The sequence below is a fragment of the Photobacterium halotolerans DSM 18316 genome (assembly GCF_000425165.1).
GTDB lineage: Bacteria > Pseudomonadota > Gammaproteobacteria > Enterobacterales > Vibrionaceae > Photobacterium > Photobacterium halotolerans.
The window spans coordinates 30,011-52,950 of the sequence record NZ_KE384322.1 but is presented as its reverse complement, the minus strand read 5'-3'; the positions used below and the strand labels follow the sequence as shown (position 1 = coordinate 52,950).

19 protein-coding genes and 1 tRNA gene are annotated in these 22,940 nt (G+C 53.4%); 19 read left to right on the top strand and 1 reads right to left on the bottom strand.

Annotated features, from left to right (window positions below; genetic code table 11):
• The first annotated feature begins 69 nt into the window (after positions 1-69).
• The 13 genes from rlmD (at position 70) to rpoS (ending at position 14,053) form a co-directional block, all read left to right on the top strand.
• Positions 70-1,407 carry a 23S rRNA (uracil(1939)-C(5))-methyltransferase RlmD gene (gene rlmD / locus H511_RS0117945; RefSeq protein WP_027253564.1) on the top strand — a complete coding sequence of 446 codons (1,338 nt, stop codon included), beginning with the start codon at positions 70-72 and terminating at the stop codon, positions 1,405-1,407.
• A 75-nt stretch (positions 1,408-1,482) separates the two neighbouring features.
• Entirely contained in the window at positions 1,483-3,708 is a 2,226-nt protein-coding gene (relA, locus tag H511_RS0117940) for a GTP diphosphokinase (protein ID WP_027253563.1), read from the top strand.
• Between the two features lie 78 nt (positions 3,709-3,786).
• A complete protein-coding gene (gene mazG, locus H511_RS0117935; protein ID WP_027253562.1) occupies positions 3,787-4,599 on the top strand; it encodes a nucleoside triphosphate pyrophosphohydrolase in 813 nt (270 codons plus the stop codon).
• 169 nt (positions 4,600-4,768) lie between these two features.
• Positions 4,769-6,412 (top strand): CTP synthase, encoded by a 1,644-nt coding sequence (locus tag H511_RS0117930; RefSeq protein WP_027253561.1) that lies wholly within the window; start codon positions 4,769-4,771, stop codon positions 6,410-6,412.
• An 80-nt stretch (positions 6,413-6,492) separates the two neighbouring features.
• Positions 6,493-7,794, top strand: coding sequence for a phosphopyruvate hydratase (eno, locus tag H511_RS0117925; RefSeq protein ID WP_027253560.1), 1,302 nt, complete (start codon positions 6,493-6,495; stop codon positions 7,792-7,794).
• Positions 7,795-7,981: 187 nt separating this feature from the next.
• The gene (gene ftsB, locus H511_RS0117920; protein WP_027253559.1) at positions 7,982-8,263 is read left to right on the top strand and encodes a cell division protein FtsB; all 282 of its coding nucleotides are present in this window, start codon (positions 7,982-7,984) and stop codon (positions 8,261-8,263) included.
• 37 nt (positions 8,264-8,300) lie between these two features.
• On the top strand, positions 8,301-8,996 hold the full coding sequence (gene ispD / locus H511_RS0117915; RefSeq protein WP_027253558.1) for a 2-C-methyl-D-erythritol 4-phosphate cytidylyltransferase: 696 nt from the start codon (positions 8,301-8,303) through the stop codon (positions 8,994-8,996).
• A complete protein-coding gene (ispF, locus tag H511_RS0117910; RefSeq protein WP_027253557.1) occupies positions 8,996-9,469 on the top strand; it encodes a 2-C-methyl-D-erythritol 2,4-cyclodiphosphate synthase in 474 nt (157 codons plus the stop codon). Before ispD ends, ispF begins: the two co-directional genes overlap by 1 nt.
• 30 nt (positions 9,470-9,499) lie before the next feature.
• Complete coding sequence (gene truD, locus H511_RS0117905; RefSeq protein ID WP_027253556.1) at positions 9,500-10,564, top strand: tRNA pseudouridine(13) synthase TruD; 1,065 nt, start codon at positions 9,500-9,502, stop codon at positions 10,562-10,564.
• Positions 10,545-11,294 carry a 5'/3'-nucleotidase SurE gene (gene surE, locus H511_RS0117900; protein WP_027253555.1) on the top strand — a complete coding sequence of 250 codons (750 nt, stop codon included), beginning with the start codon at positions 10,545-10,547 and terminating at the stop codon, positions 11,292-11,294. Before truD ends, surE begins: the two co-directional genes overlap by 20 nt.
• Positions 11,295-11,296: 2 nt before the next feature.
• A complete protein-coding gene (locus H511_RS0117895) occupies positions 11,297-11,926 on the top strand; it encodes a protein-L-isoaspartate(D-aspartate) O-methyltransferase (RefSeq protein ID WP_027253554.1) in 630 nt (209 codons plus the stop codon).
• A 147-nt stretch (positions 11,927-12,073) separates the two neighbouring features.
• Positions 12,074-12,991, top strand: coding sequence for a peptidoglycan DD-metalloendopeptidase family protein (locus tag H511_RS0117890; RefSeq protein ID WP_420835039.1), 918 nt, complete (start codon positions 12,074-12,076; stop codon positions 12,989-12,991).
• Positions 12,992-13,045: 54 nt separating this feature from the next.
• Positions 13,046-14,053, top strand: a complete 1,008-nt coding sequence (rpoS, locus tag H511_RS0117885; protein ID WP_027253552.1) for an RNA polymerase sigma factor RpoS — start codon at positions 13,046-13,048, stop codon at positions 14,051-14,053.
• Positions 14,054-14,189: 136 nt separating this feature from the next.
• Here rpoS and mutS read toward each other — a convergent pair whose 3' ends face one another.
• On the bottom strand, positions 14,190-16,760 hold the full coding sequence (mutS, locus tag H511_RS0117880; RefSeq protein WP_027253551.1) for a DNA mismatch repair protein MutS: 2,571 nt from the start codon (positions 16,758-16,760) through the stop codon (positions 14,190-14,192).
• A gap of 162 nt (positions 16,761-16,922) precedes the next feature.
• Between mutS and pncC the strand changes: the two genes are divergently transcribed.
• The 6 genes from pncC to H511_RS0117850 all read left to right on the top strand — a co-directional run bounded on the left by pncC (position 16,923) and on the right by H511_RS0117850 (position 22,937).
• The gene (gene pncC, locus H511_RS0117875; RefSeq protein WP_027253550.1) at positions 16,923-17,411 is read left to right on the top strand and encodes a nicotinamide-nucleotide amidase; all 489 of its coding nucleotides are present in this window, start codon (positions 16,923-16,925) and stop codon (positions 17,409-17,411) included.
• A gap of 128 nt (positions 17,412-17,539) precedes the next feature.
• Positions 17,540-18,604 (top strand): recombinase RecA, encoded by a 1,065-nt coding sequence (gene recA, locus H511_RS0117870; RefSeq protein ID WP_027253549.1) that lies wholly within the window; start codon positions 17,540-17,542, stop codon positions 18,602-18,604.
• A 222-nt stretch (positions 18,605-18,826) separates the two neighbouring features.
• Positions 18,827-19,288: a recombination regulator RecX gene (gene recX / locus H511_RS0117865; protein ID WP_027253548.1), complete on the top strand. Its 462-nt coding sequence runs from the start codon at positions 18,827-18,829 to the stop codon at positions 19,286-19,288.
• 187 nt (positions 19,289-19,475) lie between these two features.
• Positions 19,476-22,100, top strand: coding sequence for an alanine--tRNA ligase (gene alaS, locus H511_RS0117860; protein ID WP_027253547.1), 2,625 nt, complete (start codon positions 19,476-19,478; stop codon positions 22,098-22,100).
• A gap of 329 nt (positions 22,101-22,429) precedes the next feature.
• The gene (csrA, locus tag H511_RS0117855; protein WP_027253546.1) at positions 22,430-22,627 is read left to right on the top strand and encodes a carbon storage regulator CsrA; all 198 of its coding nucleotides are present in this window, start codon (positions 22,430-22,432) and stop codon (positions 22,625-22,627) included.
• 218 nt (positions 22,628-22,845) lie between these two features.
• Positions 22,846-22,937 (top strand) — tRNA-Ser (locus tag H511_RS0117850).
• Positions 22,938-22,940 lie beyond the last annotated feature (3 nt).

The following is a 22,940-nucleotide window of genomic DNA, read 5'->3' as shown; positions in this document are numbered from 1 at the left end:
CGTAGCGACAATTGAAGTCGATCCGGCGTTGCCCTGAAAAGGCGACAGAACACCGTGAGTTACAACATTATGGCACGCTTTTTTAAGCCGACTAAACGAATTGTCAGCGACACCAAACACAAAGAAGTGACGGTTTCACGTCTGGACCATCTGGGTTCAGGTATCGCCCATCTCGATCGTAAACCGGTTTTTATTCCGGGATTGCTACCCGGCGAACGTGCGCTGGTGCAGCTCACCGACAATAAAAAACAGTATGCCCGGGCTAAAGTCATCAAACGGCTGACTGACAGCCCTGAGCGCATTACACCTCAGTGTCCTGTCTATGACCAGTGTGGTGGGTGTAACTTGCAACATCTCTCTCATTCTGCCCAGGTATCGGCCAAGCGCCAGTCTCTGGGGGAGTTGATGGCGAAGTTTGCCTTGGGGGGAGAAAATGAAACAGCGACGGCATTAGTGCAGGACGAACCTGTGACCGGTGAGACCTGGCAGTACAGACGGAGCGCACGTTTCAGCCTTCGTTTTGAATCCGGTAAAGGGCTGTGTTTCGGTTTTCGCCAGGAGCAGAGCAAAGAGATTGTTGATGTCGAGCATTGTCCGGTACTGGCGGCTGCGCTGAATGCTCTGCTGCCGCCTTTGCGTGAATTACTGACGCAATTGCAGGGCCGCCGGAACCTGGGACATGTCGAGCTGGTCGAAGCCGATAATGGCCCTGTGGTCCTGATCCGACATCTCAAGCCTTTTTCTGACCCGGATATGACGAGCATTCAGCAATTTGCTGACAATCATCATGTTATGCTTTTCCTGGCACCGGGGCCTGATGAAGTGACTCAGCTGGCCGGTGACACGCCTTGCTATACAGTAAATGGCCTGACGCTGCAGTTCTCGCCCAAAGATTTCATTCAGGTCAACCGGACGGTGAATACCCGGATGATAGAGCAGGCACTGGACTGGCTGGATATTCAGCCGCAGGACAGAGTGCTGGATCTTTTCTGCGGTCTGGGTAATTTCAGCTTACCGCTGGCTCAGAAAGCGCAGCAAGTCGTCGGTGTCGAAGGGGTGGATGAGATGGTGCAGCGGGCCAGCACCAATGCGGCGCTGAATCAACTGGCGAATACGGCTTTTTATCAGGGCAATCTTGAACAGGGTATTGAGTCGTTCAGCTGGGCCAGCAAAGGTTTCGACAAAGTATTGCTGGATCCGGCACGCGCGGGTGCTGCAGGGGTAATGAAAGAAGTGGCAGCGCTATCACCCAGCCGGATTTTATATGTTTCCTGCAATCCGTCCACGCTGGCGCGGGACAGTCAGGTACTGCTGCAGCAGGGCTACCAGTTGCAACGGCTGGGAATGCTGGATATGTTTCCCCATACGGGGCACTTAGAATCTATGGCACTGTTTATCCGAACCTGATGCCAGGCTGAGCCTGCGAAGGCTGCCGGGAGTAACAGAAAAGCCATCCGTAATAACGCTATACAGGACAGAATCATGGTCGCAGTTCGCGGTGCGCATTTGAAGGAAAACGCTAAATTTGAGTTGGTACCCTGGGTAGAGAGTCTGCTGCAGGATGCTAAAACCTCGGACCGTCTGATCCAAACCTATCAGCGCTGTGAAGCGCATCTGGACAATAAGGAAGCAGCCGGTCAGTTATTGTGGCGTGGCCGGGAAATGGTTGAAATCCTGGTGATGCTCAGTATGGATACTGACACCCTGGTGGCAGCCCTGCTGTTCCCGCTTGTTGAAGGCGGCTTCTACAAGAGTGATGACATCAAAGAGGAATATGGCCAGACCATTCTGCAGATGGTCAAGGGTGTCAAACAGATGGCGGCGATAAGCCAGCTGAACGCCATCAAAGAAGGCGCGGCTCAATCGGCACAGGTCGATAACATTCGCCGCATGCTGCTTTCTATGGTGGACGACTTCCGCTGCGTGGTGATCAAACTGGCCGAGCGCATCTGTAATCTGCGCGAGGTGAAGGACGAGCCGGATAACGTTCGCCGTGCCGCCGCGCGGGAGTGTTCTAATATCTACGCTCCGCTGGCAAACCGTTTAGGTATCGGTCAGCTTAAATGGGAAATCGAAGACTACGCGTTTCGCTACAAACACCCGGAGACTTATAAGCAGATCGCCAAACAGCTGTCTGAGCGTCGTATCGACCGGGAACACTACATCGACCATTTCGTGAAGGATCTGGATGAGTCGATGAAAGCCTCGAATATCAAGGCTGAGGTGCATGGACGTCCCAAGCATATCTATAGCATCTGGCGCAAAATGCAGAAAAAGAATCTCGCTTTTGATGAGCTGTTCGATGTGCGTGCGGTGCGTATTATCGCGGACCAGCTGCAGGACTGCTATGCGGCATTGGGTGTGGTACATACCAAATACCGCCATCTGCCCAAAGAATTCGATGACTATGTGGCCAACCCCAAACCCAACGGTTATCAGTCGATCCACACTGTGGTGATCGGCCCGGAAGGCAAAACCATCGAGATCCAGATTCGCACCAAGCAGATGCACGAAGAGTCCGAGCTGGGGGTGGCCGCGCACTGGAAATACAAAGAATCCGGCACCTCTGCCGGCGCCCATTCTGCCTATGATGAGAAAATCAACTGGCTGCGTAAGCTGCTGGCCTGGCAGGAAGAAATGTCCGACTCCGGCGAAATGCTCGAAGAGCTGCGCAGTCAAGTCTTCGACGACAGGGTCTATGCCTTCACCCCGAAAGGGGATGTGGTCGATCTGCCCTTGAATGCCACCCCGCTCGATTTCGCCTACCACATTCACTCTGAGGTCGGCCACCGTTGTATCGGGGCCAAAGTGGAAGGGCGAATTGTGCCTTTCACTTATCACCTGCAAATGGGCGATCAGGTCGAAATTATCACCCAGAAAGAGCCGAATCCGTCGCGTGACTGGCTGAATCCGAACCTGGGCTTTGTCAATTCCAGCCGGGCGCGAGCCAAGGTACATGCCTGGTTCCGCAAGCAAGACAGAGATAAAAACATCACGGCCGGGCGGGAAATTCTGGAGCAGGAGCTGCATAAAATCGGCGCCACCATGAAAGATGCCGAGTCCTACGCCCTGAAGCGCTTTAACGTGAATTCGACGGATGAGCTGTTCGCCGGTATCGGTAGCGGTGATCTGCGTATCAATCAGGTCATTAACCATATCAATGCGCTGGTGAACAAGCCCACGGCTGAAGAAGAAGATCAGCAGCTGCTGGAGCGTTTAACCGAGGCAGGCAGCAAGGCCAGCCAGAAAAAACCGCAGCGCGATGCCGTAGTGGTGGAAGGGGTGGATAACCTGATGACCCACCTGGCGCGTTGCTGTCAGCCCATTCCCGGTGATGACATAGTCGGCTTTGTGACGCAGGGGCGGGGGATCTCGGTGCACCGCAGCGATTGTGAACAGCTGGAAGAGCTGCGTCATGTGGCGCCGCAGCGGATCATTCATACTGTCTGGGGCGGCAGCTTTGCCGGCCGCTACACCCTGACCGTCAGGGTAACCGCTTCTGAGCGTAACGGCCTGATTAAAGATCTGACCAACACCATGCACAATGAAAAGGTCAAAGTGGCCGGGGTGAAAAGCCGGATCGATTTCAAAAAGCAGATGGCGATCATGGATTTCGATATTGAACTGACCGATCTCGACAGTCTGGGCAGACTGATCCTCCGCCTGGAGCAGGTGAAAGATGTCTTTGAAGCCAGACGACTGCACTGATCTCATCCTATCGACACAACGGGCTCCGGCCCGTTTTCTGCCCAATGACAACCCTACACAGAGCACAGGAAAACCATCATGAGCGATAAGCCCATCAGCACCTTACTTTCCATCATGGCACAACTGCGCGACCCGCTGCGGGGCTGCCCCTGGGATCTCAAACAGGATTTTGCCTCTATCGTGCCCCACACGCTGGAGGAAGCCTATGAAGTGGCAGATGCCATTGCCGAAGAGAGCTGGGATGATGTGAAGGAGGAGTTGGGCGATCTGTTATTTCAGGTGATCTTCTACAGTCAGTTGGCGAAAGAAAAAAGGCTGTTTGATTTTGATGATGTGGTCAGCGCGATCAATCACAAACTGATTCGTCGCCATCCTCATGTTTTTGCAGATAAAGATTTCGCCGATGAAGCTGCGATACATGCGAACTGGGAAGCGGAAAAGGCCAAAGAGCGTGCAGAAAAAGGGCAGGATGACAGTATTCTGGCTAATATCCCTAAGGCAATGCCTGCGCTGAACCGGGCCGATAAAATCCAGAAACGTTGCGCCCGGTTGGGTTTTGACTGGCCAACACTGGGGCCGGTGGTTGACAAAGTGCAGGAAGAAATCGACGAGGTGATGGAAGAAGCTCATCAGGCGGTACCCAGTCAGGAACGCATCGAAGAGGAGATCGGGGATCTGCTGTTTGCTGTTGTTAACCTGAGCCGGCACCTGAAAGTGAAACCGGAAATGGCCTTACACAAAGCCAACCGTAAGTTCGAACGCCGGTTTCGCGAAGTGGAGCGCTGCGTTCTGGAACAGGGCAAGCCGATTGACGCTTGTTCACTGGATGAGCTGGATGCCGAGTGGGAAAACGTTAAGCGCAAGGAAAAGGCTGTTTCAGCATCAAAGTGAGCACTAACCCGCAAGCGGACTTTCCATCAAGGATACCGGGCTTGATTTGGAACAAAAAGCGTCCGGGTTTACTGTGATAGTTTTCACGTTGTGGCAATAAAATGTGTCTGGTATACTAATTTCCCGTCCAGATACTTTTTATCCTCTACACCAATCTTCCAGGTTAAACATGACAACGAATTACATTTTTGTGACGGGCGGTGTTGTATCCTCCCTAGGTAAAGGTATTGCTGCAGCCTCACTGGCGGCCATCTTAGAGGCCCGTGGTCTGAAAGTGACCATGATGAAGCTAGACCCTTACATTAACGTTGATCCAGGCACCATGAGCCCGATTCAACACGGTGAAGTATTCGTTACGGAAGACGGTGCAGAGACCGACCTTGACCTTGGTCACTATGAGCGTTTTATCCGTACCAAGATGACCAAGCGCAACAACTTTACTGCTGGCCGTGTCTATGAAGACGTGCTGCGTAAAGAGCGTCGCGGTGACTATCTGGGTGCGACCATTCAGGTCATCCCTCATATTACTAACGCTATCAAAGAGCGTGTGATTGCCGGTGCAGAAGGCCACGACGTCGCTATCGTCGAAGTGGGCGGTACGGTCGGTGATATCGAGTCCCTGCCATTTATGGAAGCGATTCGCCAACTGGGCGTGCAGCTGGGCCGCGAGCGTGCGATGTTTATGCACCTGACTCTGGTGCCTTACCTGGCCGCGGCCGGTGAAGTGAAAACCAAGCCTACTCAGCACTCAGTCAAAGAACTGCTGTCTATCGGTATTCAGCCGGATGTGCTGATCTGCCGTTCTGACCGCATGATCCCGGCCAATGAGCGAGCCAAGATTGCCTTGTTCTGTAACGTGCCGGAAAAAGCCGTTATCTCAATGAAAGACGTTGACTCCATCTACAAGATCCCTCAGCTGATCAAGTCGCAGGGTCTGGATGAACTGGTGTGTCAGCGCTTTGGTATTACCGCCCCGGAAGCCGATCTGAGCGAGTGGGAGCGCGTTATCTATGAAGATGCCAATCCGACCGGTGAAGTGACTATCGGTATGGTGGGCAAATACACCGAACTGCCGGATGCGTATAAGTCAGTCAACGAAGCACTGAAGCATGCGGGTCTGAAAAACCGCTTGTCTGTGACCATCAAATACGTTGATTCACAGGATGTTGAATCAAAAGGCGTAGAAATGCTGGCAGGTCTGGATGCGATTCTGGTACCGGGCGGTTTTGGTGGTCGTGGTGTTGAAGGCAAGATCATGACAGCGCAATATGCGCGTGAAAACAACATCCCTTATCTGGGCATCTGCCTGGGTATGCAGGTGGCGCTGATCGAGTTTGCCCGTAATGTGGCGGGTATGAGCGGTGCTCACTCGACGGAATTTGACGCTAAATCACCGTATCCTGTGGTGGGCCTGATCACTGAATGGGTCGACAGCGAAGGTAACGTGGAAGAGCGCACCGAAGAGTCGGATCTGGGCGGTACTATGCGTCTGGGTTCTCAGCTGTGCCATCTGGAAGAGGGCAGCAAAGCCCGTGAAATGTACGGCAGTGCAACGATTCACGAGCGCCACCGTCACCGTTACGAAGTGAACAACAACCTGCTGCCTCAGCTGAAAGAAGCGGGCCTGAAAATCTCCGGCCTGTCTGCTGACAAGAAGCTGGTAGAGATTATCGAAGTGCCGAATCACCCTTGGTTTGTGGCGGCTCAGTTCCACCCTGAGTTCACCTCAACACCTCGCGATGGCCATCCTTTGTTTGAAGGATTCGTCAAAGCGGCTGGTCAGCACCAGCGCGGTGAGTTCGAAGAGAAATAAGTTACAAACAGCTGTTGCACATGGAGTGCGGCAGCTTTTTTTTCGCTTTTTTAAATCAAAATAAAGCAAGAGGAAACACTATGTCTAAGATCGTTAAAGTTTTGGGTCGTGAAATCATCGACTCACGCGGTAACCCGACAGTGGAAGCTGAAGTCCACCTGGAAGGTGGTTTTGTTGGTATGGCTGCGGCACCTTCTGGTGCATCAACGGGTTCCCGCGAAGCTCTGGAGCTGCGTGACGGCGACAAATCTCGTTTCCTTGGCAAAGGTGTACTGAAAGCCGTTGAAGCGGTTAACGGTCCTATTGCTCAGGCGCTGGTTGGTAAAGACGCGAAAAGCCAAGCGGATATCGATCAAATCATGATCGACCTGGACGGCACGGAAAACAAATCTAAGTTTGGTGCTAACGCTATCCTGGCTGTCTCTCTGGCGAACGCAAAAGCCGCCGCGGCTGCAAAAGGCATGCCTCTGTACGAGCACATTGCAGAACTGAACGGCACCCCGGGCCAGTTCTCTATGCCTCTGCCAATGATGAACATCATCAACGGTGGTGAGCACGCTGATAACAACGTAGACATCCAGGAATTCATGATCCAGCCAGTCGGTGCTAAAACACTGAAAGAAGGTCTGCGTATCGGTGCTGAAGTGTTCCACAACCTGGCCAAAGTACTGAAAGCCAAAGGTCTGAGCACAGCCGTTGGTGATGAAGGCGGTTTCGCACCAAACCTGGAATCTAACGCTGCGGCACTGGCTGCTATCAAAGAAGCGGTTGAAGCGGCAGGTTATGTACTGGGTAAAGACGTCACGCTGGCGATGGACTGTGCGGCTTCTGAGTTCTACGACAAAGAAGCGGGCAACTACAACATGAAAGGCGAAGGCAAAATCTTCACATCTGAAGAGTTTAACTTCTACCTGCAGGATCTGGCGAACCAGTACCCAATCGTGTCTATCGAAGACGGTCTGGACGAGTCTGACTGGGATGGCTTCAAGCACCAGACAGAACTGCTGGGCGATAAACTGCAACTGGTGGGTGACGATCTGTTCGTAACTAACACCAAGATCCTGAAAGAAGGTATCGACAAAGGTATCGCGAACTCTATCCTGATCAAGTTCAACCAGATCGGTTCTCTGACTGAAACGCTGGCTGCTATCAAGATGGCGAAAGATGCCGGTTACACCGCTGTTATCTCTCACCGTTCCGGTGAAACTGAAGATGCAACGATTGCCGATCTGGCAGTGGGTACCGCGGCAGGTCAAATCAAGACAGGTTCTATGAGCCGTTCTGACCGTGTTGCTAAGTACAACCAGCTGATCCGTATCGAGGAAGCGCTGGGCGAGAAAGCACCGTATAACGGTCTGAAAGAAGTGAAAGGTCAGGCATAAGTCTGAAGCTTCACTTTTGTCACTCTGAGTGACCCCGGATGATAAGCCGCTCAACAGAGCGGCTTTTTTCTGTCCGAATGGCGGGTCCGGAACTGGTCACATACGGCGCTTTATGGGATTATTACCGCCTTAGAGGCTGATGAGATGGCCGGTCGACTTGTGTTAATCATCCGAGAATGAGGCTTGCATGCGTGTATTCAGTGCAGTGTTACTGCTGGTATTCTCCTGGCTGCAGTACGAATTCTGGTTCGGCAAGAATGGCATGTCTGACTATGTGGCGCTTAAAAACAATGTGGCGCTACAGCAAAAAGCGAATGCCGAACTGGTGCAGCGTAACCAGCAGATGTATGCAGAAATCAATGATTTGCATCAGGGTCTGGAAGCGGTAGAAGAGCGGGCCCGGCATGAGCTGGGTATGATCAAGCCCGGAGAAACTTTTTTCCGCATAGTTGGTGATCGTTCTCTTTAAGGGAGTCACCCAGCGTTAATTTGGCAGTAAACCCATCATGACTCAAACCTTAACGGCAGTAGTGCCGGCTGCGGGCGTCGGCAGTCGTATGCAGGCCGACAGGCCGAAGCAGTATCTGGTTATCGCAGGCAAAACGATACTGGAACATACGGTGGACAGCTTGTTACAACACCCCGCTATTGGCCGGGTAGTGATTGCGATCAGTGACGGCGACCCTTATTTTAACCATCTGCCTCTGGCCCGTCGTCCGGATGTCGTCGTGGTGCCTGGCGGTCGCGAACGGGCGGATTCGGTGTTTTCCGGCCTGGCCACACTGGCGGATGATGACTGGGTGCTGGTGCACGATGCTGCCCGTCCCTGCCTGCATCAGGATGATTTATCCCGTCTGATTGAACAGGCACAACAGCATGCCTTTGGTGCCATTCTGGCCGCGCCGGTGCGCGATACCATGAAACGCGGTAACGGCCGGCAATCTATTGCGGCCACAGTGGATCGCACCGATCTCTGGCATGCACTGACCCCCCAGATGTTTCGGGTCAGCCAGCTCAGAGATGCCATGGTCAAATCGCTGGCGGAAGGGGTTGTGCTTACAGACGAAGCATCGGCGCTGGAATATTGCGGTTTTTCGCCGCTGCTGGTGCCCGGCCGGGCTGATAACCTGAAAGTCACTCAGCCTGAAGATCTGGCACTGGCTGAATTTTACCTGCAGCAACGACAAAAGGAGCAGGCATAATGCGAATTGGACACGGTTTTGACGTACACAAATTTGGCGGTGATGGTCCGGTGATCATCGGCGGGGTAGCCGTGCCTTATGAACAGGGCCTGATTGCTCACTCCGATGGTGATGTCGCTCTGCATGCTGTGTGTGATGCGCTGCTGGGCGCGATAGGTGCGGGTGATATCGGCCGTCATTTCCCTGATACCGATGCGGAGTGGGCGGGGGCAGACAGTCGCATGCTGCTGCGTGACGTGTACGCCAAGGTGAAAGCGAAAGGCTACCGCCTGGGCAATCTGGATGTCACAATTATTGCGCAGGCACCGAAAATGGCGCCTTATATTGAACAAATGTGCCAAACCATTGCCGACGATCTCGACACCACGGTCGATAATATTAATGTAAAGGCCACAACGACTGAACGTTTGGGTTTTACCGGCCGCAAAGAAGGCATAGCCTGCGAAGCGGTTGTTTTGCTGCGCTCGCTCTGACGCCGCCCCTTCCTGTATAACGGAAAGAATATGACAATTGATATGGACAGCCTGAGCTGGCTGAATGGTAAGCCTATCTGCCAGGGACGAAGCAAAGTTCGCCCGGAAGATTTTATCGTCAAAGAGCAACTGGGTTTTGACTTCACCGGCAGTGGTGAGCATTTCATGGTGAAGATCCGTAAAACCGGCGAGAACACCAAATATGTTGTCAACGAGCTGGCGAAAGCGTGCGGGGTGAAATCCCGCGATGTCAGTTGGGCGGGTCTGAAAGATCGGCACGCGGTGACTGAACAGTGGCTGAGTGTGCATCTGCCGGGTAAACCAGACCCGGATTTGACACCATTTGTCGCCGAGCATCCGGGGATCGAGGTGCTGGCCACCGATCGTCACGACAAAAAACTGCGCCCCGGCGATCTGACCGGCAACCATTTTGAGCTGCGTCTGAGTGAGCTGGATAACCCTCAGGATCTCGACGCGCGGCTGAAGAAGATTCAACAGCTGGGCGTGCCGAACTACTTCGGTGCGCAGCGTTTCGGCCATGACGGCAATAACGTGGTCAAAGCCAGAGCCTGGGGCAACGACGAATTTCGTGTCCGCGACAAGAGTAAGCGCAGCTTCTACCTGTCAGCCGCCCGCTCCTGGTTGTTTAATCTGGTGTTGTCCCAGCGTATTGCCGATGGCAAGGCAGATACCTTGTTGGCGGGTGACTGTGTTCAGCAACAGGGCAGAGAAGACTGGCAGCTGGTTGAGCAAGTTACGCCTGAATGGCAGGCACAGGTGGCGGCGGGCGAATGGCTGATCACAGCGCCTGTGACCGGTGACAATGCGCTGCCCAGCCAGGGGGAGGTGGCGGCTTTTGAAATGGCGGTGATTGAGCAGGAGCCATTGCTGCTGAAGCTGATCCGCGATAACAGGATGCGACACGAACGTCGTCCGCTGATGCTGCGTCCGGCGGACATGCGCTGGCAACTGCATGCTGATCAGCTGGAGGTGCAGTTCTTTTTGCCTGCGGGGTGTTTCGCCACGGCAGTATTGAGGGAGCTGATTGATGAGCCTGAGCAGAAGGATGGCAGATATGCGAATTTTGATCAGTAATGATGATGGCATCTTTGCTGAAGGAATCAACACACTGGCCGATACCCTCAAAGAGCTGGGTGAGGTGTATGTGGTGGCACCGGATCGTAATCGCAGCGGTGCCTCCAATTCACTGACACTGGAAACCCCTTTACGTGTCCGCGAAGAAGGTATCAGGCGTATGTCGGTGGAAGGGACGCCAACGGATTGTGTACACTTCGCGCTGAACGAGTGGCTGACCGATAAGCCGGATATCGTGGTGGCCGGGATTAATCACGGCGCCAACCTGGGTGATGATGTGCTGTATTCAGGTACAGTGGCTGCGGCGACGGAAGGGCATTTTCTCGGCGTACCGGCCATTGCCGTGTCTTTAGTCGGCCGTGAACATTTTGCGACGGCTGCTCAGGTCGTCAAAGAAGTGGTGGGGCGTTTGATGGCTCAGCCTCTGCCGAGAAATAAAATTCTCAATATCAATGTGCCGGATGTACCTTTGTCGGAATTGGGCGAATGGCAGGTAACGCGCCTGGGTGCCCGTCACCGCGCGGAAAAAATGGTCAGGGACGTCGATCCCCGCGGCAAAACGATATACTGGCTTGGTCCTCCCGGGAGTTGCCAGGATGCCGGGCCGGGTACAGACTTTTATGCGATAGAACACAAGCAGGTATCAATTACACCGCTTCAGGTTGATCTGACAGCACACGATGCGCTGGACGACTTGACACAGTGGATGAAACAAGTGGAGAGCAACTGATAATGCGCTATGCGGAACAACGCCATAGCCTGATGGAATATTTGTCTCAGCAGGGGATAGCAGACCGTAGGGTATTGCGGGTAATGGATACGGTTCCCCGTGAGCATTTTATTGATGAAGCCTTGTCGCACAAGGCTTACGAGAATAATGCCCTGCCCATCGGGCGTGGGCAGACCATCTCACAGCCTTATATTGTGGCCAGAATGACAGAGTTGCTTGCCTTGCAACCCGGCACCCGAGTGCTGGAGATTGGTACCGGCTCTGGCTATCAGACCGCGATTCTGTCCCGTATGGTGGAGCATGTTTACTCGGTTGAACGCATCAAGGCCTTGCAGTGGCAGGCCAAGCGTCGTTTCAAACAGCTGGACTTGCATAATATCTCGACCAAGCATGGTGACGGCTGGCAGGGGTGGGCAAGCAAAGGGCCATTCGATGCCATCATAGTGACCGCCGCTGCGGAGGTCGTCCCACCGGCATTGCTGGAGCAGTTGTCCGAAGGAGGGCGTCTGGTGATCCCTGTCGGTGAGCAGCACCAGATGCTGAAACGCATCCGCTTACTGGACGGTCACTATGTGACAGATGAAATTGCGCCGGTCCGTTTTGTGCCTCTGGTGGCAGGGGAGCTGGCGTAGCGCATGAAAGGTTTTAGCGGAAAAAAGCACAAAGTCCCGATGGTACTGGCAGCCTGTTTGTTGCTGTCGGCCTGTGCCACTTATCCGCCTGATGGTGCCAACTATGACAACACCCGGCCCGGCAGCTACCGGGGCAGTTACTATGAAGTGCAAAAAGGTGACACCCTTTATTTTATCTCTTACCTTTCAGGTCGTGATGTCAACGACTTGATTGCACTTAATCAGCTGACGCCTCCTTACACGATATATCCCGGCCAGAAATTGTTTCTGTGGAAGTCTAAATACGTAGCCCCTCAGTTTGGCCACAAGGTGGCTGCTCAGCCTGCGCCAGCCATCAATAAAAAACCGCCAGCGCCACCCAAACGGGAAGCTGTGCCTTATCAGCCTGCAGTAGTGGTCGGTCCAGTTACGACAGCTGCTGTCGCTTCAGGTACCGCAGCTGCTTCAACGGCTGTGGTGGTTGCTAAACCACCAGTAAAATCAACCCCCCCGGGTAAACCGGCTAAAACAGCGCCTCCGACCAAAGCGAATCCGGTTACAACACCTGCAAAAACCGTGCAAAAAAGCGTCAATAAAGATGTTGATCGCGCTCCCACAAAAGAGTACTCTCAAGACTCAAAAGTTAACAAAGTTGTTACAAACAAGGTTGGCACAAGTGACAAGGCAGGCAAGACGCCAGCACCTGTCGCTGACAAGGTTGATACCTGGGTATGGCCGGCGAAGGGAAGAGTCATTTCCCGTTTTTCCAGCAGTGATAATGGCAACAAAGGCATTGATATTGCAGGCCAGCGAGGCCAGGACGTCAACGCAACAGCTGCAGGGAAAGTGGTGTATGCCGGCAATGCATTACGGGGCTATGGAAACCTTGTCATTATAAAGCACAATGACGATTACTTAAGTGCTTATGCACATAACGACAGAGTACTCGTCAGGGAGCAAGATACGGTAACCGCAGGGCAAAAAATTGCTTTGATGGGCAGCTCGGGAACGAACAATGTCCGGCTGCACTTTGAGATCCGTTATAAAGGCAAGTCAGTGAATCCGCTCAAGTACCTGCCAAACTGACAGACTGCTCGGGCGTGGTGAACCGGATTTGCAATACGCTATCTGGGAGGCGCTATGAGCAGAAGTAATGCAGCTACTGATATCGAAAACTATGAAGAGTTTGAAGATGAGATGGAGCTCGATGTTGAAGAACAGGAAGCCGATGTTTCAGCAAAATCAGACTCAGAGGTTGATGACGCCGACGAAGATTTGGATATCTCGTCATACAGTGTCACTCAGAAAGCACTGGATGCCACTCAGCTTTATCTCGGTGAAATCGGCTTTTCCCCACTTTTAACTGCCGAAGAAGAGGTTCTCTACGCCCGCCGCGCGCTGCGGGGGGATGAGGTCGCCCGCAAACGCATGATCGAAAGTAACCTGCGTTTAGTGGTGAAGATCTCCCGTCGTTACAGTAACCGTGGTCTTGCTCTGCTGGATCTCGTCGAAGAGGGGAACCTGGGCCTGATCCGCGCGGTAGAAAAATTCGATCCTGAGCGCGGTTTCCGTTTTTCTACCTATGCAACCTGGTGGATCCGTCAGACCATTGAACGGGCTATCATGAATCAGACCCGGACCATCCGCTTACCGATTCATGTGGTGAAAGAGCTGAATGTCTACCTGCGTACGGCTCGTGAGCTGGCTCAGAAGCTGGATCATGAACCCACAGCGGAAGATATTGCTCTGCAGCTGGATAAGTCGGTGGATGATGTTAACCGCATGCTGCGTCTCAATGAACGTGTCGGCTCGGTCGATAACCCGATTGGCGGTGATACCGAAAAAGCCCTGCTGGATATTATCCCGGATGAACGTTGCGGCGGCCCGGAAACCTCCACGCAAGATGACGATATGAAAACCTCTATTGTCACCTGGCTGCAGGAACTGAATCCCAAACAGCGTGAAGTGCTGGCCCGACGTTTCGGTCTGCTGGGCTATGAAGCCTCCACCCTTGAAGATGTCGGTCGCGAGATTGGCCTGACCCGAGAGCGTGTGCGCCAGATCCAGGTCGAAGGCCTGCGCCGCCTGCGTGACATGCTGACACATCAGGGTTTGAATATTGAATCCCTGTTCAATCAGGAAATCTAAGGTAAACGCACTTTTTAGTGCATGCTGACACAACGAAAATAGAAATAAGTACCCAACAACAAATAAGAAACAAGGTAAAAGAAAGGACGCTGCGGCGTCCTTTCTTGATCGTGCCGGATCCGTTACCTGGGGGCCGTTACAACAACGCTTTTAAACGGTAAAGCTCATCCAGGGCTTGCCTTGGTGTCAGCTCATCCGGATTCAGACGCGCCAGCGCTTCTTCGACTTCGCTGGGCTCAGGGATCAGCGAGAGTTGCTGATTGTCTGCGCCTTGCGTCTGCGGCTGGTCCATGGCGTGCTGGTGACCCGTGGTCTCCAGTTGCTGCAGCTTCTGCTTGGCGCGCTTGATCACCGATTTCGGCACACCCGCCAGGCTGGCAACCGCCAGACCGAAAGACTTGCTGGCCGCTCCTTCCTGCACCGCGTGCATAAAGGCAATTTCATCACCGTGCTCAATGGCATCCAGGTGGACATTGGCCAGCCCGGTTATCATTGACGGCAACTCGGTCAGCTCGAAATAGTGAGTGGCAAACAGCGTCATGGCCGCAATTTTTTCTGCCAGCCATTCGGCACTGGCCCAGGCAAGAGAGAGTCCGTCATAGGTACTGGTACCACGGCCGATTTCATCCATCAGCACCAGGCTGTTTTCCGTGGCGTTATGAAGAATATTGGCGGTTTCCGTCATTTCTACCATGAAGGTGGAGCGGCCTGAGGCCAGATCGTCCGAAGCACCGATCCGGGTGAAAATGCGATCCAGAGGCCCGATAGTGGCGGAATCTGCCGGTACATAAGAGCCGACATGTGCCATCAGCGCGATCAGCGCGGTCTGACGCATATAGGTGGATTTACCGCCCATGTTCGGACCTGTGATGATCAGCATGCGGCGATCCTGGTGTAACGAGATCGGGTTAGCAATGAAAGGCGCATCCAGCACCTGCTCGACCACCGGGTGCCGGCCGGCATTGATCTCAAGGCCGGGTTTATCGCTCAGTGTCGGGCGGCAGTAATTCAGCGTATCGGCACGTTCAGCCAGGTTGGCCAGCACATCCAGCTCCGACAGCGCGGCCGCGGTCTGCTGCAACTGAGCCAGATGCGGCAGCAGGCTGTCAAACAGGGCTTCCCAGAGCTGTTTTTCCAGCGCCAGTGCTTTGGACTTGGAGTTAAGGACTTTATCTTCGTGCTCTTTCAGCTCAGGGATAATGTAACGTTCCGCATTTTTCAGCGTCTGACGGCGAACATAATGGCTCGGTACTTTGTGGCTCTGACCGCGGCTGATCTGAATATAAAAGCCATGCACCTGATTAAAGCCGACTTTCAGGCTGTCGATGTCATGGCGCTCACGCTCACGCGCTTCCAGCTCAGCCAGGAATTTGGTGGCACCATCGGCCAGATCGCGCCATTCGTCCAGCTCGGCATTGTAGCCAGGTGCCAGCACGCCGCCGTCACGGATAATGACAGGCGGGTTTTCAATGATGGCGTGCTCCAGCAGGCTGCAAATCTCATCCATCGGCTGGCTTTGTTCTGCCAGCTGGCGCAGTGATTCGCTGTTTAACTCGGCCAGCAGCTCAGCCAGAGCGGGCAGGTGCTGCAGGGCCGTACGCATGCGGGCAAGATCCCGCGGCCGGGCCGAACGCAATGCCAGCCGTGCCAGGATCCTTTCCAGATCGCCCATGTGACGCAGCACGCCGGCCAGCTCGGCGAACATACCGCTGTCTTTCAGGCTGCCGATGGCATCCAGGCGCAGATTCAGCTGCTGACGGTTTCTGACGGGCTGATGCAGCCAGCGTTTGAGCAGGCGGCTGCCCATGGGGGTGGCAGTATGGTCCAGCACGGAAGCCAGCGTATTCTCCGTCCCGCCGGCCAGGTTCTGGGTCAGTTCCAGATTACGCCGGGTAGCGGCGTCCAGAATCACCGATTGTTCCTGGGTATCCCGGGTGATGGCACGAATGTGGGGCAGTGCGGTGCGCTGAGTATCTTTCACGTATTGCAGCAGGCAGCCGGCCGCACACAGGCCGAACTCATCGTTTTCAACGCCAAAACCCACCAGATCGCGGGTGCCGAACTGCAGGGTCAGCTGCTGGCGAGCGGTGTCCAGATCAAACTCCCACACCGGGCGTCGGCGTGCCCCTTTTATGTGGCTGAAAAGGCCAGGCAGAGGAAAATCTTCCGGATACAGCAGCTCGACCGGACTGGTACGCTGCAGCTCGGCCTGCATGGCTTCTTCGCTCTCGGGCTCAATCAGCATGAAACGGCCGGAGGTGATGTCCAGCGTGGCATAGCCGAAGCGGCCATTCTGACAGAAAATTGCCGCAATCAGGTTATCGCGTCTTTCCTGAAGCAGCGCCTCATCGCTGACAGTCCCGGGTGTGACAATACGCACAACCTGGCGCTCAACCGGTCCTTTGCTGGTGGCAGGATCGCCAATCTGCTCGCATATCGCGACCGAAACACCTAACTGAACCAGCTTGGCGAGATAACCTTCAACGGCATGGTAAGGTACGCCAGCCATAGGAATGGGCTGACCGTTGCTTGAGCCTCGCTTGGTGAGCGAAATATCCAGCAGTTGAGAAGCTTGCTTGGCATCATCAAAGAAGAGTTCATAGAAATCCCCCATGCGGTAAAACATCAGCACATCAGGGTTTTCAGCTTTTAGCCTCAAATATTGCTGCATCATGGGTGTGTGTGTTTCTAAACCTTTTATTGTCACGCTGTTGCCCGCATCAAACCGAGAAAAATCAGGCCGTCTAGGATACGTGAAAGCGTAATAGCGGCAAAGGGGGGAAGCGCAATTTCATGTCGCGACTAATGCTTGAAGCGCCCATACCATCCTAGTAAGGTGTCGGCATTGACTGTGTACGGAGGAAAGCCGATGGTGACGACATCTTTGTCAGCGCAGCTTGGTCAGGCACTGAAAATCCAGCAATGGCTCGCCACTACCGCAGAATCCTGTACCGGTGGCGGTGTCTCTGCGGCTATCACGGATATTGCGGGCAGTTCTGCCTGGTTTGACCGGGCATTTATTACCTATAGCAATGCCGCCAAGCAGGAGATGCTGGGCGTTAAGCCTGAAACCCTGGTTCAGCACGGCGCGGTGAGTGAACCTGTGGTACAGGAGATGGCGAAAGGCGCGCTGGCGCATTCTCTGGCCACTATCAGCGTGGCTATCAGTGGTATTGCCGGGCCTGATGGCGGCACGCCGGATAAACCGGTCGGCACTGTGTGTTTTGCCTGGGCGGACACCACAGGCTGGCTGGTTGCCGAAACCTGTCATTTTCGCGGAGATCGGCAGGCGGTGCGTGCGCAGGCTGTCGAGCGCGCATTGCAAGGCTTACTTGAGCGTCTGAACACTCTGCAGTGAAGATCACACTCTTGCCCGGCCTGGCCGCCGGTCAGGAAAAAAATGCCATACAGTGCTAGACACTGTATGAATAGACAGTATACTAACCAGTAATTTGAATATTGAATTAGCATCCGTTGGAGAGTCGAATGGACGACAACAAACAGAAGGCTCTTGCCGCTGCCCTGGGTCAGATCGAAAAGCAGTTCGGTAAAGGCTCCATTATGAAGCTGGGTGACAACCGTACGATGGACATTGAGACCATCTCAACCGGTTCACTGTCTCTGGATATTGCACTGGGTGCCGGCGGCCTGCCAATGGGTCGTATCGTTGAAATTTATGGTCCGGAATCGTCAGGTAAAACGACTCTGACGCTGGAAACCATTGCCGCCGCACAGCGCAAGGGTAAAACCTGTGCCTTTATCGATGCTGAGCACGCACTGGATCCTATTTATGCCAAGAAGCTGGGTGTGGATATTGATCAGTTGCTGGTGTCACAGCCGGATACCGGCGAACAGGCGCTGGAAATCTGTGATGCGCTGGCCCGTTCCGGTGCCGTAGATATGATTGTGGTCGACTCAGTTGCCGCCCTGACACCGAAAGCCGAAATCGAAGGCGAAATGGGTGATTCGCACATGGGCTTGCAGGCGCGTATGCTGTCTCAGGCCATGCGTAAGCTGACGGGTAACCTGAAACAGTCTAACTGTATGTGTATCTTCATCAACCAGATCCGTATGAAGATCGGTGTGATGTTCGGTAACCCGGAAACCACCACAGGCGGTAACGCACTGAAATTTTATGCCTCTGTTCGTCTGGATATTCGCCGAACCGGCGCTATCAAAGAAGGCGATGAAGTGGTGGGTAACGAAACCCGCATTAAAGTGGTCAAGAACAAGATTGCGGCGCCGTTTAAGCAAGCTGATACTCAAATCCTGTACGGACAAGGCTTCAACCGTAATGGTGAGCTGATTGACCTGGGCGTGAAGCAGAAGCTGATCGAAAAAGCCGGTGCCTGGTATAGCTATCAGGGTGACAAGATTGGTCAGGGTAAAGCCAATGCGTGTAAATACCTGACTGAAAACCCTGAAATCGCGCAGATCATTGACCAGCAATTACGCGAACAATTGCTGAACCCTGGCAATGTGTCAGAAGCCGATGCTGAGCTGGCCAGTGCAGAGACAGATAAAGTCGATGCTCAGGATGAAGCTTTTTAATCACGACGCATGATGCCACGGCTGGATAGCCGAAGCAGTCATTCTTTAACGGGCGCTGTGCAGAGGTGAGAAACCACCCATGCCAGTGCCCGTTTTGTATTGATGGTCGATCGCGAAGTATTCAGGGAGCTCGGTATTCAGAGAGCCTGGCATTAATCCGCAATCTATCTTGCTTGGTAAACGCACTTGCTTGGTAAACGCAAATCGGAGGGAGGTGTTAAGGTGAGAAGGCAAGCGCCCAAAATCTCGGCCAAAGAAGCCGCAGTGGGGTATCTGTCACGGCGTGACCATGCCCAGCGTGAGTTGCAGCAGAAACTCAGGCAGCGCGGTTACAGCGAGCAGGAGATCAGCGACGCTGTTGCCTACTGCCAGGATTACAACTGGCTGGATGATGCCCGCTACGCAGCCATGGCGGTGCGAAACGGGGTATCAAAAGGCTGGGGCATGCTGCGCATCAGGCAGGAAATGAAGATGAAAGGGGTGCACGACCTGTGTATCAAGCAAGCACTGGAAGATGCCGAAGTGGATTGGTTCGAACAGGCCAGAGCGGTGGCGCAACGCAAGTTTGGTGACACTCAGATGGACACACCGAAAGAAAAAGCCCGCCGGTTACGTTTTATGCAATCAAGAGGTTTTGATTTCGACCAGATTCGCTATGCCTTAGCGGTTGAAGATGAATACTGAGGCTGATTCTGCCATTGTGTTAACAGAACATTTCCCGTCAAACCCGCGTTGTTTTACAATAGCCGGTAAACCTTTTATCTTAGATTGATTAAACCTGCATGCTCGCTGAACTTTGCTGTTCGGCAGCAGGCAACTGGGGCGCAGTTGCAGGCAGGGGGATTAACACAGCATTATTCAGGATTGTCAAATGTACATGAGCACTGATGAGATTCGCCGTGCGTTTCTTACGTTTTTTGAAAGCAAAGGCCACCAGATAGTCGATAGTTCGTCGCTGGTTCCCGCCAACGACCCGACCCTGCTGTTTACAAATGCAGGTATGAACCAGTTTAAAGATACTTTTCTGGGTCTGGAAAAGCGTAATTACTCCCGAGCGACCACAGCGCAGCGCTGTGTACGTGCTGGTGGTAAACACAATGACCTGGAGAATGTCGGCTTTACTGCCCGTCACCATACCTTCTTTGAAATGCTGGGTAATTTCAGCTTTGGTGACTACTTCAAAGAAGAGGCGATTCAATATGGCTGGGAGTTTCTGACCGGTGTGCTGAAACTGCCGAAAGAGCGTTTGCTGGTCACTGTGTATCAGACCGATGATGAGGCCTTTGATATCTGGCACAAGGTGATTGGCTTACCGGAAGATCGCATTATCCGCATTGGCGACAAGACAGGCGGTAAGGCGTATGAGTCTGATAACTTCTGGCAGATGGGCGACACCGGCCCGTGCGGACCTTGCACTGAAATTTTCTACGATCACGGTGATCATATCTGGGGTGGTCCTCCGGGTTCGCCGGAAGAAGACGGTGACCGCTTCATTGAGATCTGGAACATCGTTTTCATGCAGTTTAATCGCCAGTCTGACGGCCAGATGGATGCGCTGCCTAAGCCTTCTGTCGACACAGGCATGGGGATCGAGCGTTTGGCGGCCATCATGCAAAACGTTCACTCAAACTATGAAATAGATATCTTCCAGGCGCTGATCAAAGAAGCGGCCTCTGTGATTGGCTATGACGATTTGACTAACCAGTCTCTGCGGGTTGTGGCTGACCATATCCGTTCCTGTGCTTTCCTGATTGTGGATGGTGTGATGCCGTCTAACGAAGGCCGCGGTTATGTTCTGCGCCGTATCATTCGTCGTGCGGTACGCCACGGTAACAAGCTGGGTGCGAGCGGTGCTTTCTTCCATAAGCTTGTAGGTCCTCTGGCGGAGGTCATGGGCAGCGCTGGTGAGACACTGAAACAGCAGCAGGCCATGGTTGAGAAAGTGTTGAAGATCGAAGAAGAAAACTTTGGTCGTACGCTGGATCGCGGTATGTCGATCCTCAATGAAGCCATTGACGCATTGGATGGCAAAGTGCTGGACGGTGAAACTGTCTTTAAGCTGTACGATACCTATGGTTTCCCTGCGGATCTGACCAACGATGTTGCGCGTGAGCGTGGTTTCAGCATTGATGAAGAAGGTTTCAACAATGCCATGGAAGCACAGCGCCAGCGTGCCCGTGAAGCCGGTCAGTTCGGCGTTGATTATAACGACAGCGTGAAAGTGGATGCGGAAACCGAATTTTGCGGCTATGACGGCACCCAGGGCGAAGGTCAGATTGTCGCGCTTTTCCGTGACGGTGAAGCGGTGGACACTGTGGCTGCCGGCGACAAAGCGCTGATCATTCTGGATCACACACCGTTTTATGCTGAATCCGGTGGTCAGTGTGGCGACACAGGACTGCTTTCCGCCACGGGTGTGGTTTTCACCGTGGAAGACACGCAGAAGTTTGGCGACGCGATTGGCCATCAGGGCACCCTGAGCGAAGGCGCGTTGTCTGTGGGAGATCGTGTGAATGCCCAGGTTGATGCTAAGCGCCGTGCGGCTATCAGTCTGAACCACTCAGCCACGCACCTGCTGCATGCGGCACTGCGCCAGGAGCTGGGCGAGCACGTGACTCAAAAAGGCTCACTGGTGAAACCTGATGGCCTGCGTTTTGACTTCTCGCACCTGGAATCAGTCAAACCTGAGCAATTGCGTAAGATTGAACGCATTGTCAACGAACAAATCCGCCTGAACCATGTGATTGAAACCAATGTCATGGACATTGAATCCGCAAAATCCAAAGGCGCGATGGCGCTGTTTGGCGAGAAATACGATGACCAGGTGCGGGTACTCAGCATGGGGGATTTCTCGACTGAGCTGTGCGGGGGGATTCATGCCCGCCAGACCGGTGATATCGGCCTGTTCAAGATTGTGTCGGAAGGCGGTATCGCCGCGGGTATCCGCCGTATCGAAGCGGTGACGGGTGAAGGTGCCATTGCGCTGCTGCATGAGCAGGACAGCCTGCTGGCCGAAACGGCCAGTCTGGTGAAATCGGATTCAGCGTCTGTGGCCATCAAAGTGAATGCCTTAGTCGCTCACAGTAAGCAGCTGGAGAAAGAAATTCAGCAACTGAAAGACAAACTGGCCGCCCAGGAAAGTGCCGATCTGATTAATCAGGTGCAAGAAATTAATGGTACTAAAGTCTTGATTGCTAAGCTGGACGGTGCAGATAACAAAGCACTGCGTGGTATGGTAGACGAGCTGAAAAACAAACTGGGCAGCGGCGTTGTTGTCTTGGGGAATGTGAGTGACGGCAAGGTTGGCCTGATCGCAGGCGTCACCAAAGATGTGATCGCGAAAGTCAAAGCTGGCGATCTGGTGAATATGGTGGCTCAGCAGGTTGGCGGCAAAGGCGGCGGTCGTCCTGACATGGCTCAGGCAGGCGGTACAGATGCCGGCGCGTTACCCGCCGCGCTGGAAAGTGTGTCGCCCTGGCTGACCGAACGCCTTTAACAAAGATCTCTGATTGCAGAACGGCGACTTAAGGGTTGATGTTGACTGTGGTACAGTCGACATCAATACTTAAAAAAGTGCTACAATTACAGACAATTGAGTCGTTGAACCTGACAGAGGATGCAATGGCGAGTGGCCGAGTACAGTTTTTGGGTCTGATCTGAGTGGTAGGCCAGAAGCAGAAAATGTTTGTGGTTGATTGTTAAAGTCTGGATAATCGCCCACTTCTCGCTGTTTCTTGAGCAGTGACCATGAACTCTATGGGCTTTTTTGTGTAAAAAAGCTTTATAAACACTAATTACAAGTAAGATTACTCAAGGAGCAATCGAATGCTAATTTTGACTCGTCGCGTAGGTGAGACGCTGATGATCGGTGACGAAGTAACCGTGACCGTACTTGGCGTAAAGGGAAATCAGGTTCGCATCGGTGTTAATGCGCCGAAAGAAGTGTCTGTTCACCGTGAAGAGATCTACATGCGTATACAGGCAGAAAAAGATACCGGAACACAAGGTTCGGGTAACTACTAATTCCTGTTTTATAAAGAGGTCGGCTAATTAGCTGGCCTTTTTTGTTTTTGTTCGCTGACAACGCGCCAGGTCAGTGAAAATTATGATGAAGTCACCACTCGGGAAGCATTTGCTAGCGCTTTGGTGATTAAGTGTTCAGCCAGCGATGGAAAGGCGCTTTTTCTCAATAAAGTGTTTGACTTATTTTTGCCTGACAGTAATATGAGCGACCGCAAGACGGTGAGGTGGCCGAGAGGCTGAAGGCGCTCCCCTGCTAAGGGAGTATACGGTTTATCCCGTATCGAGGGTTCGAATCCCTCCTTCACCGCCATTC